At 72.9% G+C, this 12231-nt stretch carries 10 protein-coding genes; 4 read left to right on the top strand and 6 right to left on the bottom strand.

What is annotated here, in order from left to right:
• Positions 1-9: 9 nt before the first annotated feature.
• Positions 10-1125, top strand: coding sequence for a cobalt-precorrin-5B (C(1))-methyltransferase (locus E6P78_RS22010; RefSeq protein WP_136205356.1), 1116 nt, complete (start codon positions 10-12; stop codon positions 1123-1125).
• A gap of 34 nt (positions 1126-1159) precedes the next feature.
• Here E6P78_RS22010 and cobM read toward each other — a convergent pair whose 3' ends face one another.
• A complete protein-coding gene (gene cobM, locus E6P78_RS22005; RefSeq protein ID WP_136205355.1) occupies positions 1160-1909 on the bottom strand; it encodes a precorrin-4 C(11)-methyltransferase in 750 nt (249 codons plus the stop codon).
• Entirely contained in the window at positions 1906-3207 is a 1302-nt protein-coding gene (cbiE, locus tag E6P78_RS22000) for a precorrin-6y C5,15-methyltransferase (decarboxylating) subunit CbiE (RefSeq protein WP_136205354.1), read from the bottom strand. Before cbiE ends, cobM begins: the two co-directional genes overlap by 4 nt.
• A 298-nt stretch (positions 3208-3505) precedes the next feature.
• Here cbiE and modA point away from each other — a divergent pair, with 298 nt between their 5' ends.
• Both modA and E6P78_RS21990 read left to right on the top strand, forming a co-directional pair.
• Positions 3506-4324 carry a molybdate ABC transporter substrate-binding protein gene (gene modA, locus E6P78_RS21995; protein ID WP_136205353.1) on the top strand — a complete coding sequence of 273 codons (819 nt, stop codon included), beginning with the start codon at positions 3506-3508 and terminating at the stop codon, positions 4322-4324.
• A 67-nt stretch (positions 4325-4391) separates the two neighbouring features.
• A complete protein-coding gene (locus E6P78_RS21990) occupies positions 4392-6329 on the top strand; it encodes an ABC transporter permease (RefSeq protein WP_136205352.1) in 1938 nt (645 codons plus the stop codon).
• 180 nt (positions 6330-6509) lie between these two features.
• On the opposite strand, the gene E6P78_RS21985 is transcribed toward E6P78_RS21990, so the two are convergent.
• From E6P78_RS21985 to E6P78_RS21970, 4 genes are read right to left on the bottom strand one after another with little or no spacing between them, the layout of a single operon-like run.
• The gene (locus tag E6P78_RS21985; RefSeq protein ID WP_136205351.1) at positions 6510-7757 is read right to left on the bottom strand and encodes a Gfo/Idh/MocA family oxidoreductase; all 1248 of its coding nucleotides are present in this window, start codon (positions 7755-7757) and stop codon (positions 6510-6512) included.
• 12 nt (positions 7758-7769) lie between these two features.
• Positions 7770-8576, bottom strand: a complete 807-nt coding sequence (locus tag E6P78_RS21980) for a carbohydrate ABC transporter permease (RefSeq protein ID WP_136205350.1) — start codon at positions 8574-8576, stop codon at positions 7770-7772.
• 32 nt (positions 8577-8608) lie between these two features.
• Complete coding sequence (locus E6P78_RS21975) at positions 8609-9535, bottom strand: sugar ABC transporter permease (protein WP_136205349.1); 927 nt, start codon at positions 9533-9535, stop codon at positions 8609-8611.
• Positions 9528-10832 carry an extracellular solute-binding protein gene (locus E6P78_RS21970; protein WP_168712677.1) on the bottom strand — a complete coding sequence of 435 codons (1305 nt, stop codon included), beginning with the start codon at positions 10830-10832 and terminating at the stop codon, positions 9528-9530. Before E6P78_RS21970 ends, E6P78_RS21975 begins: the two co-directional genes overlap by 8 nt.
• Positions 10833-10992: 160 nt before the next feature.
• On the opposite strand from E6P78_RS21970, the gene E6P78_RS32885 reads away from it, so the two are divergent.
• Positions 10993-12141: an ROK family protein gene (locus tag E6P78_RS32885; protein WP_168712676.1), complete on the top strand. Its 1149-nt coding sequence runs from the start codon at positions 10993-10995 to the stop codon at positions 12139-12141.
• The last annotated feature ends 90 nt before the right edge of the window (positions 12142-12231 follow it).

Here is a 12231-nt window from a genome sequence, read left to right as displayed (position 1 = left end):
GAACCATCCATGAGTGAAGCGAAAGGCGGGCGCGCCGCCCAACTCAAACACACCGGGCTGCGGCCCGGCTGGACGACCGGTGCCTGCGCCACCGCCGCCGCCACCGCCGCGTACACGGCGCTGCTGAGCGGTGACTTCCCCGACCCGGTCACCATCACCCTGCCCCGGGGCCAGACCCCGGCGTTCGCCCTGGCCGTGGAGGAGCTGGCCGACGGGCGGGCGACGGCGGGTGTGGTGAAGGACGCGGGCGACGACCCGGACGTGACGCACGGCGCGCTCGTACGGGTCGGGGTGCGGGCGCTGCCGCCGGGCTCGGGCGTGGTGTTCCGGGCCGGTCCCGGCGTGGGCACGGTCACCCTGCCGGGGCTGCCGCTGGAGGTCGGTGAGCCGGCGGTCAACCCGGTGCCGCGCCGGATGATCCGCGAGCACATCGCCGAGGTCGCGGCGGCCCACGGCGGTTCCGGGGACGTCGAGGTGACGGTCGGGGTGGACGACGGCGAGGAGATCGCCCGGTCCACCTGGAACCCGCGCCTGGGCATCCTGGGCGGTCTGTCCATCCTGGGGACGACCGGTGTGGTGGTGCCCTACTCCTGCTCGGCGTGGATCGACTCGATCCGCCGGGGCGTGGACGTGGCGCTGGCGGCCGGTCACACCCATGTGGCGGGGTGCACGGGGTCCACGTCGGAGAAGACCGTGGTGGCCGAGTACGGGCTGCCGGAGATCGCGCTGCTGGACATGGGCGACTTCGCGGGCGCGGTGCTCAAGTACGTACGCCGTCACCCGGTGGAACGGCTCACGGTCTGCGGCGGGTTCGCCAAGCTGTCGAAGCTCGCCGCCGGCCATCTCGACCTGCACTCCGGCCGCTCCCAGGTCGACAAGGCCTATCTGGCGGAGCTGGCCCGGCGGGGCGGCGCCGACGAGGCCCTGGCCGCCGAGGTGGCCACCGCCAACACCGGCCTGGCCGCGCTCCGATCGTGCCAGGCGCGCGGGGTGCCGCTGGGCGATCTGGTGGCCGTCGCGGCGCGGGACGAGGCGCTGACGGTCCTGCGGGGCGCCCCGGTGGCCGTGGACGTCATCTGCGTCGACCGGGCGGGCACGGTCGTGGGGCGCAGCTCCGTACGCTGACCCGCCGCGCCGCCCGGCCGGGGCCGGGGCGCCGTCAGCAGACGTGCCGGTCGCGGGCGGGCGAGTAGAGGTGGCTGTCGCGGAACTGCTCGGCGCCCAGGGTGCGGCCGACCATGATGACGGCGGTACGGATCACACCGGCCGCCTTCACCTGCTCGGCGATGCCGACCAGGGAGCCGCGCAGGATGACCTCGTCGGGCCGCGAGGCCAGGGCGACGACGGCGGCCGGGCAGTCGGCCCCGTAGTGCGGGAGCAGTTCCTCCACGACGCGGTCAACGTACCGGGCGGCGAGGTGCAGGACGATCAACGCGCCGCTGCGCCCCAGCGTCGCCAGGTCCTCGCCCTCGGGCATGGCGGTGGCCTGCTGGGCGACGCGGGTGAGGATGACGGTCTGGCCGACGGTCGGCACGGTCAGCTCGCGCTTGAGCGCCGCGGCGGCTGCCGCGAACGCCGGTACGCCCGGGATCACTTCGTAGGGCACGCCCGCCTCGTCCAGCCGCCGCATCTGCTCGTTGACCGCGCTGAACACCGACGGGTCGCCGGAGTGCAGCCGCGCCACGTCGTGCCCGTCCCGGTGCGCGGCGACCAGTTCGGCGGTGATCTGGTCGATGTCGAGCTGCGCGGTGTCCACCAGGCGCGCGTCGGCGGGGCACTCCGCCAGGAGTTCGCGGGGCACCAGGCTGCCCGCGTACAGGCACACGCCGCAGGCGGCGAGCGTGCGCGCGCCGCGCACCGTGATCAGGTCGGCCGCGCCCGGGCCCGCGCCGATGAAGTACACGGTCATCTGTCGTCTCCTGAGGGTTGTGCGGGGGCGCCGGCCGGGCTTTGACCGGTGGGGCTGTTCGTGGGTGTGCGTAGGGACCACTGGGTGACCGGCATCGCCTGGCGCCAGCCGGTGAACCCGCCGACCGGCACCGCGTGCGCCACGGCGAGGCGGACCAGGTCGCCGCCGTGCAGGCGGTGCTGGGCCGCGAGCACCGCCTCGGACTCCAGGGTGACGGTGTTGGCGACCAGCCGGCCGCCGGGCGGGAGCGCCTGCCGGCAGGTGTCGAGGAGGCCGGGTGCGGTGAGGCCGCCGCCGATGAACACGGCGTCCGGAGCGGGGAGTCCGGCCAGGCAGTCGGGGGCCCGCCCGGTGATCACGCGCAGGCCTGGGACGCCGAGCCGGGCGGCGTTGTCCGCGATGCGCGCCGCCCGCACCGGGTCGCGCTCCACGGTGACCGCCCGGCAGGAGGGGTGGGTGCGCATCCACTCGATGGCGATCGATCCGGAGCCGCCGCCGACGTCCCACAGGAGTTCGCCGGGGGCGGGGGCGAGCACGCCGAGGGTGACGGCCCGCACGTGCCGCTTGGTGAGCTGGCCGTCGTGTGCGTACGCCTCGTCGGGCAGGCCCGGTACGGCGCCGAGGCGCAGGGCGCCGGGGGCGCTGCGGCACTCGACGGCGATGACGTTCAGGGCGTCGCCCGCCGGGTGGGTCCAGGCGTCCGCCGTGCCCTGGACGCACGCCTCGTCCTCGCCGCCGAGCTGTTCCAGCACCCGCATCCGGCTGGGGCCGAAGCCGTGGTCGCGCAGCAGTTCGGCGACCGCGGCCGGTGTGGTGGCGTCCGCGCTGAGGACCAGCAGCCGGCGCCCCTCGTGCAGGGCGGCGGCCAGCCGGGCGGCGGGGCGGCCGACCAGGGTGACGACCTCGGTGTCCTCCAGCGGCCAGCCGACGCGGGCGCAGGCGTAGGAGACGGACGAGGGGTGCGGCAGGACGCGCAGCCGCTCGGCGCCCAGCACCTCGGTGAGGGCGCGGCCGATCCCGTAGAACATGGGGTCGCCGCTGGCCAGTACGGCGATGCGGCTGTCCGCGTGCGCGGCGAGCAGGCCGGGGACGGCGGGGCGCAGCGGGGAGGGCCAGGGCACGCGGCGGCCCGCGCACTCGGGCGGGAGCAGGGCCAGTTGGCGTCCGGCGCCGATCAGGACCTGGGCAACCCTCAGTTCCGCGCGCGCCGCCTCGGGCAGACCCGCCCATCCGTCGGCTCCGATCCCGACCACGGTCACGACGGGTGGGAGGGGGTGCGAGGGGGGCTCGGGGGTCACGGACGGTACCTCGGGTCTCGGGGGCTGACGCACCCGAACTCTACTGTCCGCCCCGGGCCGCGCCCCGGACAGGTCGCGGGCCGCGCACGGCCTGCGGCCGGTGTGCGCGCCTCACGCCCGGCTGCCGCTCGGACCTTCCTCCAGGCGCATATGCACCTGCCATGTGGTTTCCCATGGAAACATGTAAATGCGACCCCAGAACACCTATTCTGTGGCACATGCTGTCCTCTGCCACCGGGTGGTCCGCTCACCGGCCCGGCGGCATCGGCCTATCGCGTTCCCAAGGAGTCCCGCCCTCATGCCCTTCACCCCCGCCCTCACCCGCCGCCGCGCCGCGGCGGCCCTCGTCGTCGTGGGACTGCTCACGCCGCTCACCGCGTGCGGCAGCGACGACGACACGAAGGACTCGGCCACCGGCTCCAGCGCCTCGGCGCCCGCTTCCGGCGCGCCGGCGGCCGACCTGACGGTCCTCGCCGCCGCCTCGCTCACCGACGTGTTCAAGACGGCGGGCGCGGCGTACGAGAAGGAGAACCCCGGTACGAAGGTGACGTTCTCCTTCGCCGGTTCCCAGGAGCTCGCCGCCCAGGTCAAGCAGGGCGCGCCCGCCGACGCCCTGGTGACCGCCGACACGAAGACGATGGACGGGCTGAAGGCGGACACCGGGGCGCCCACCGTCATCGCCAAGAACCGCCTCGTCATCGCCACCGGCAAGGGCAACCCGGAGAAGGTCGAGAACCTCAAGGACCTCTCCGACACCAAGCTGAAGGTCGTGCTCGCCGCGCCCGAGGTGCCGGTGGGCCGCTACAGCAAGCAGATCCTGGACGCCCAGAAGAGCACCGTGAAGCCGGTCTCCCAGGAGCCGAACGTGCGGGCGGTCCTGAGCAAGGTGGAGCTGGGCGAGGCGGACGCCGGTCTGGTCTACAAGACCGATGTCGCCTCGGCCGCCGGCAAGGTCGACTCCGTCGACATCCCGGACGAGCAGAACGCGGTCGCCTCCTACCCGGCGGCGACGCTGAAGGCCGGCAAGCACAGCGCCGCGGCGGAGGCGTTCGTGAAGTGGCTGTCGACGCCCGAGGCGCAGAAGATCCTCGCCGACGCGGGTTTCCAGCAGCCGTAACGCAGGCGGGGTGCCCGGCCCGTGCTCGGGCCCGGGCACCCCTGCCCTCCAGCCTCAGGGAACCCCGATGAACCATCCCCTCAGCCGCGCCACGCGTCCTCGCGCGCCGATCGTGCTGGCGGTCCCCGCACTCCTGGCCGTCGCCTTTCTGCTGCTGCCGCTGGCCGGCATCCTCGCCCGCACCTCCTGGGGCGAGCTGGGCGGGCACCTCACCAGCGAGGGGACCACGCAGGCGCTGACCCTGTCGCTGATCGTCTCCGGCTGGGCGCTCGCCCTCTCCCTCGTCCTCGGGGTGCCGCTGGCCTGGCTGCTGGCCCGGGTCGACTTCCCCGGCAAGGTCTTCGTCCGCTCGCTGGTCCTGCTGCCGATGGTGCTGCCGCCCACGGTCGGCGGTGTCGCCCTGCTCCTCGGATTCGGGCGGCGCGGGCTGCTGGGGCCCTGGCTGGAGGACTGGTTCGGCATCACGCTGCCGTTCCACACCTCCGGTGCGGTCCTGGCCGCGACCTTCGTCGCCATGCCGTTCCTGGTCATCAGCCTCGAAGGGGCGCTCGGCGGTCTGCGCCCCCGCTACGAGGAGACCGCGGCCTCCCTGGGGGCCTCGCCGGTACGGGTGTTCTTCACCGTCACGCTGCCGATGGTCGCCCCCGGGCTGGCCGCCGGCGCCGCGCTGACCTGGGCGCGCGCCCTCGGCGAGTTCGGCGCGACCATCACCTTCGCGGGCAACCTCCCCGGTACGACGCAGACGCTGCCCCTCCAGGTCTACCTGCTGCTCCAGGACAGCCCGGAGGCCGCCACCTCGGTCTCCCTGCTCCTGCTGGTCATCGCCATGGCCGTGCTCCTGGCCCTGCGCGGGCGCTGGACCGGCGGCGCCGCCCGCCCCCGTACGCCCCGGCCGCAGGACGCGGAGGACGAACCGGCGGCCGTGCGCAAGCCGGTGGAGGCCGCCCCGCAGCCCGCCGCCGACCGGGAGAACTGGCCGCTGCACGCCGAGGTCACCGGGTTCAATCAGCTCACCCTCGACGCGGAGGGCGGCACCACCATCGCCGTCGTCGGGCCCAACGGCGCCGGCAAGACCACACTCCTGCGCGCGCTGCTCGGCCTCACACCACGCGCCCACGCCCGGCTCCGGCTCGGCGACACCGACGTCACCGCCCTGCCCGCGCACCGCCGAGGCGTGGCCTGGGTCCCGCAGGACGGCGCCCTCTTCCCGCACATGAGCACCCTGGCCAACACCGCCTACGGGCTGCGCGCCCGGGGGGTGCCGCGCGCCGAGGCCCGGCGCAGCGCCCAGGAGTGGCTGGACCGGCTCGGGGTCGGCCACCTCGCCGCGCGCCGGCCGGCCCAGGTCTCCGGCGGGCAGGCCCAGCGGGTGGCGCTGGCCCGGGCCCTGGCCGCCCGCCCCCGCCTCCTGCTGCTCGACGAACCGCTCGCCGCGCTCGACCAGACGACCCGCTCCCAGGTCCGGCACACCCTGCGCCGCCACCTCGAAGGCTTCGGCGGCGTGTGCCTGATCGTCACGCACGACCCGGTCGAAGCCGTCGCGCTCGCCGACCGGGTCCTCGTCCTGGAGGAGGGCCGTACGCTCCAGGACGCCCCGCCCGCCGATGTCACCCGCAACCCGCGCTCCCCCTGGGTCGCCCGCATGCTCGGCCGCAACGCCTGGCCCGGGACGACCACCGCCGACGGCCTGGCACCGGCGGGCGGCGGGCACCTCGTCGTCGCCGACGCCCTGCCCGCCGGGGCGCCCGCGCTCGCGGTGATCGCCCCGGAGGCCGTCTCCGTGCACCGCGAGAAGCCCACCGGCAGCCCGCGCAACGTGTGGCCGGGGACGGTGCGCGAGATCACCTCGGGCGGCAGCCGGCTCCGGGTCCTGGTCGGGTCGGACCGGGCGCCGGACCTCGTCGCCGAGATCACCCCGCAGTCCGCGGCGGAGCTGTCGCTCGCCGACGGGGTGGAGGTGTGGACCAGCGTCAAGGCCACGGAGGTCACCCTCGTGGCGCTCTGAGGCCGGCGGTCGTCGCCCCCTTGGCGCGGAGCCTGGCCGGAGTCGGGAACGGCTCGTCGCGCCGGTGTGGCCCCGGCCGATCATGGGCGTTGACGCTCGCCGCAGACCGGGCGGGCCGCCGGTGTGTGAGCATGCGGCACGATTGGCGGCCTCCTGAGCGCTCGCCCGCCGCGCGGCCCGTCAGTCGAGGCGTACCACCTGCCCGCTGCGGCGTGCGCGTTCCGCCGCCCAGACCACCAGATGCGACCGCAGGGCCTCGTCCGGGCCGGTGTTCACCAGCTCCCGGTCGTCACCGGCGACCGCCGCGAGGAAGGCCCGGATCAGCTCGTCGTCCGCGCCGCCGTGCCCGTCCGCCGCCGACGCCCCGCCCTCGGGGTCGAAGTCGAAGACCTCGCGGGTGTCGGTGAGGAAGTCGTGGAGGGTGAGCGTGCGGCCGTCGCCGTCGAGCGAGCCGCGGGTGCCGAACACCCGGGTCTTGCGGAAGTCGAGGCCGGTGAAGGCGGTCATGGTGAAGGAGGCGGTGGCGCCGCCCTCGTACTGGAGGTTCACCACCTGGTGGTCCACGACGTCGTTGCGCCCGTTGTAGACGCACTCGCCGTACGGCCCGTCCTCCAGCGCCTTCGTCAGTCCGGCGCTCGTCACGTCGTCGGTGAGGACGCCGAGCGGCCACTGTTCGAAGACGGGGTCGCCGAGGAAGCGCTCGTAGATGCGCGGGGCCGAGTAGACGCAGGTGCGTTCGACGGGGCAGGTGACGCAGCGGTCACCGGCGCCTTCGGGCTTGTTCTCCGGGCGGAAGTGGAACAGGCTGCCGAAGGACGAGACCTTCTCCACCGGTTTGCCCACCACATGGCCGAGCCAGTCGATGTCGTGGCACGACTTGGCGAGCAGCATGGACGACGACTCGGCTTCGACGCCCCACTTGCCGCGCACGTAGGAGTGCGCCTGGTGCCACCAGCCGACGGGTTCGAGGTGTTCGACGCTGACGACGTCACCGATCCGGCCGCTGTCGATGAGCTGCTTGAGCTTGACCGAGTACGGCGTGTAGCGCAGGACGTGGCACACCGCCAGGAGGATGTCGTTGCGCGTCGCCGCCTCGACGATGCGGCGGGCGTCCTCCTCCGAGGGCGCCATCGGCTTCTCCAGCAGCAGGGCGTAACCGAGGTCGGCCAGCGCCACGGCCGGTTCGACGTGCATGCGGTCGGGGGTGGCGACGATCGCCGCGTCGGCGAGGCGCGGCCGGGAGGCGAGTTCGGCCCAGTCGGTGAAGACCCGGTCGTACGGCAGCGCGAACTCGTCCGCGAGGGCCTGGCGGCGTGCGGGGTCGGGGTCGGCGACGGCCGTGACGACGGCGGCACCTTGGTCGGCGGCGATGCGGGCGTAGGAGGCCCCTCGGGCCCCGGCTCCGACGATCGCGAGGGTGACGGTCACGTACGCAGTCCCTTACTTGACGGCACCCTGGAGGATGCCCTTGATGAAGTGGCGCTGGAAGAAGAGGTAGATCAGCACGATCGGTGCGATCACGATGAGGGTGCCGGCCGACAGCAGCGGGATGTTCTTGCCGTACTGTTGGACGAACTTGCCGAGGCCGGAGGGGGCCGTGCGCATCGCCGGGTCCTGGATGAGCACCAGGGCCAGCAGGAACTGGTTCCACGCCCACATGAAGTAGAGAAGGCCCAGTGTGGTGAGTGCCGGGACGGCGGTCGGCAGCAGGACGCGGGTGAGGGTGCGCCAGCTGTTCGCGCCGTCCACGGCCGCGGCCTCCATCAGCTCCTTCGGCAGCGACTCGAAGTGCGTACGCATCCAGAAGACGCCGAAGGGCATGAACAGCCCCACCAGCGGCAGGATCACGGCCCAGTAGGTGTTCAGCAGGCCGACCGAGTCCAGGTCGTAGTAGAGGGGGATGACGATGGCCTCGTACGGCAGGGCCAGTCCGAGCATCAGGAGGGCGAACAGCGGCCCCTTGGCCTTCAGTCGCATGGTGGCCAGGCCGTAGCCGGCGAGGGTCGCGAGGACGAGGGCGATGGGGACGACGCCGAGCGCGATGACGGCGCTCGACTTCAGCAGCGAGCCGAATCCGGCGGTGGACCAGGCGGTGGCGAAGTTCCCCCACTGCGGGTCGGACGGCCAGGACAGGCCCGGCGAGAGGTTGCTCTGTGGTTGGAGCGCCGCGCTGAACAACGCGAGGAAGGGGAACAGGACGGCTGCGGCGGCGACGATGAGCGCGAGCCTGGGCAGTTGCTTGGTCATCGGGGGTACTCCAGTGAGATGCGCGGCATGCCTCAGCGCTCCCGCGACAGCCTGTTGAGGCCGTACATGACGGCACAGGTGATGAGGGAGAGCACCGTGGCCAGGGCGCAGGCGGTGCCGACCCGGCCGGCGGTGAAGACGAGCTGGTAGACCTGGACACCCGGGACCATCGTGGAGTAACCGGGCCCGCCACCCGTCATCACGTACACGACGTCGAATCCGGCGAGGGCCGAGATGACGGTGACGTTGCAGGCGACGCCGATCTCCTTGCGCAGGCCGGGCACGGTGATGTGCCAGAACTCGCGCAGTCTGCCGCAGCCGTCCAGCCGGGCCGCCTCGTAGAGCGACGGTTCGATCTTGCCGATGCCGGACAGCAGGAGCAGGAAGCACAGGCCGGTGGAGACCCAGGTGCCGATCAGGCCGACGGCCGGGAACGCGTACGTGAAGTCGCCGAGCCAGGCGCGGGCCAGGGAGCCGAGGCCGATGGCGCGCAGCACCTGGTTGAGCGGGCCGTCCTCGCCGTAGATCCACTTCCAGACGACGCCCACCGCGACGAGCGGCAGGATCTGCGGGAGGAAGATGATGGTGCGGATGACGGGCATGGCCCGCCAGGGCACGGCCGAGGTGAGGGCGGCCAGGATGAGGCCGAGGATGACCGGGACGACCGTGTAGAAGACGATGAAGCCGAACGCGTGGCTCAGGGCGGCGCGCAGGGCCGGTTCTTCGAACACCGCGGTGTAGTTGGAGAGTCCGGCCCAGGAGGCGACGCCGATTCCGTTCCAGTTCCAGAACGAGAGCCAGAAGCTGTGCAGCCAGGGCGCGATGACGAAGAGGCCGTAGAAGACCAGGGCGGGGGCCACGTACAGCAGGGGTACGAACCGGCCCTTGCGGCGCGGGGCGGCTGCCCCGCGCCGGGCCCCGGCCACCGACCGCTCGGTGCGCACGAGTGTGTCAGCCATGCGTCTTGGACCACTCGTCCTGGACCGCCTTGACGAAGCCGTCCGTGTTGGTGCGGCCCGCGAGGAGTTCCTGCGTGGTGGCGGTGAGCTTGTCGTTCATGGTCGCGGTGGCGTTGTTGTTGAAGCCGACCAGACCGTTGTCGTCGTTCACCCTGCCCCAGGCCGCGACGATGTCCTTCATCACGGTGCCGTCCTGCGGCTTGGCCGCGGTGAGGTCGGCGGGCATGAAGCCGGCCTTGAACTCGGCGGCCGATGCCTCGGGCGAGTGCAGGAAGTCCAGGAAGAAGGCCGCGGTGTCCGCGTGCCGGCTCTTGGAGGAAATGGCGTAGGCGACGGAGGTGCCGATCGCCGTGGCCTTCGGTGAGGGGAACGCGATGAAGCCCGCGTCCTTGCCGAGCTTGTCGCCGATCTTCTCGGCGTCCCAGTTGCCGTCGACGAAGTAGACGCCCTGGCCCTTGGTGAACTTGTCGACGGCCGTCTGAAGGTCGGTGCCGTTGGCGCCGCTGGGCAGGTAGCCCTTCTTCTTCCAGGCGGTGAGCTTGTCGGCGGCGGTGCGGTTGCCCGGGGTGTCGAAGGTGGCGCCCTTCTGGCCGAAGGTCCAGCGCGCGGCCTGCTCGGCGCCGTCCGCCGACTGGCCGATGAGCTGGATGGGGAAGGAGGCGTGGCCCTGCTGGTTGCCGAGTTGCAGCGGCAGCTCACCGGCCTTCTTCGCCTTGGCGAGGGCCGCATCGAACTCCTCCAGCGTGGCCGGCGGGGTGGTGATGCCCGCCTTGGCCGCCTTCGCCTTGTTGTAGTAGACGCCGACGAGCGAGAAGCCGGCCGGGGCCGCGTACAGGCCGCCCGTGCCGAGCGTGCTGCCGTCCTCGGCGACCCGCCACTGGTTGAGCTGGGTGCTGGGGTAAGTCTTGTCCCAGTCGTACGCCTTCGCGTACCGGGACAGGTCGATGACCAGGCCGTCCTTGACCGTGGTGCCGACCGAGTTGAGCAGGGCGATGTCGGGTGCCTGGTCGGAGGCGAGCGAGAGGTTCAGCGCCTTGTTGTAGTCGTCGACGTTGTTGTCCTCGTAGTCGATCGTGACCTGGGGGTACTTGGCCTCGAACGCCTTGATGACCGACTTGACCGCCGCTCCCGACTCGGGCGTGGAGACCAGCTTGAGCGTGACCTTCTCGTCGCCCGCACCCTTCTTGACCGGGCCGGACGGCTCCGCCGCCGTGGTGTCGGACGAGGCGCCGGGGGCGCACGCGGTCCCGCACAACGCCACCAGGACGGCTCCTGCCAGGACTCTGCTGATCTTCATCGCGCTGCTCTCCTGTGAACACGGGAAGGAATCGCTGGTGTGGCAGGATGTCGAGCCGAGGTTGCCAGCCAGCGAGTTTCGAAGGAAACTTTCCTTCGAAAGGATCAGACACGTCACTCCGCCCGTCAAGAGGGAAAGGGCGGGTATGTCGATCCGTGACATGGAAAGCACGCAGCGAGTGGGGGACATGAAGAACTCGGACGTCCTGCCGGGCGGGGACCAGAGCGCTCTGCGCCACCTCAACACCAGCCGCGTCCTGCAACTGCTGTACGAGGGGACGCCACTCACCACCAACGCGATAGCCCAGGTCACCGCCCTCTCCCGCCCCACGGTGCGCGGCATCGTCACCGCGCTGGTGACCGACCGCCGCCTCACCCTCGACGGCCAGGACGCGACACGGACCGGCGGCCGGCCCGCCCAGCGCTACGCCTTCGACTTCGACGCCGGGCGCCTGGCCGGCATCCACATCGACTCCGACGGCATCGGTGTGCGCATCACCGATCTCGGCGGGACACCGCTGGCGGAGACCCACCGACCCACCCCCGCCGCGCTCGACCCCGACGAGCGCCTGCGGGAGGCGGCCGGCCTGGTGCGCGAGCACCTTCCGGCGGACGGCCCGCCCCTGTGGGCCGCCGGCGTCGGGACACCGGGGATCGTGGACGCGCGGGGCTCCGTACGGCTGAGCGTGGCCATCCCCCAGTGGTCGGGCGTCCACCTCGCCGACCAGCTCCACGAGTTGCTGCGCTGCCCGGTCGTGGCGATGAAGGACACCAACCTGGCCGTCCTGGCCGAACACCGGACCGGCGCCGCCCGCGGCACGTCCGACGTGCTCTACGTCCACCTGGACAACCGGCTCGGGGTGGGCATCCTGGTCGACGGCCGGCCGTTCACCGGGCGCACGGGGGCGGCGGGCGAGATCGGCAGGCATCCGAGGCTGGGCTGGAAGGACACCCCCGCCAAGCTCGGCGGCGACCCGGGAGAGGCCGGCCACATGGTGTTCACCCGCGCCCGGCACGGCGACCCGGCCGCCCGCGCCACCGTCGACAGCTACGCCCGCGCGGTGGCGGACGGCATCGGCGCCATGGTCCTCGCCGTCGACCCGCAGTTGATCGTGCTCGGCGGGGCGCTGGCCGGAGCGGGCCCGGCCGTCCTGGAGGCGGTACGCGAACAGCTCTCCGGCATCTGTTACGAGGTCCCGCCCCTGACCCTCGGCGCGCTCACCGCGGGCGCGGTGGCCGTGGGGGGCGTGGAGGCCGCCCGGGACCTGGCGCGCGGCCGGCTGTTCGCCACGGACCAGCCCGGCGGCTGAGACGCGCGACGGCGAACGGGTACGCGCGACGGCGGCCGGGGACGGAAGGCGGCTCACGTCCGCACGACTGTTGACACCGGGTACCTCTGA

Origin of the sequence: Streptomyces sp. A0958 (genome assembly GCF_004795035.1) — a bacterium.
In the GTDB taxonomy this organism is placed as follows: domain Bacteria; phylum Actinomycetota; class Actinomycetes; order Streptomycetales; family Streptomycetaceae; genus Streptomyces.
This window is presented reverse-complemented; position numbering and strand designations above follow the sequence as displayed.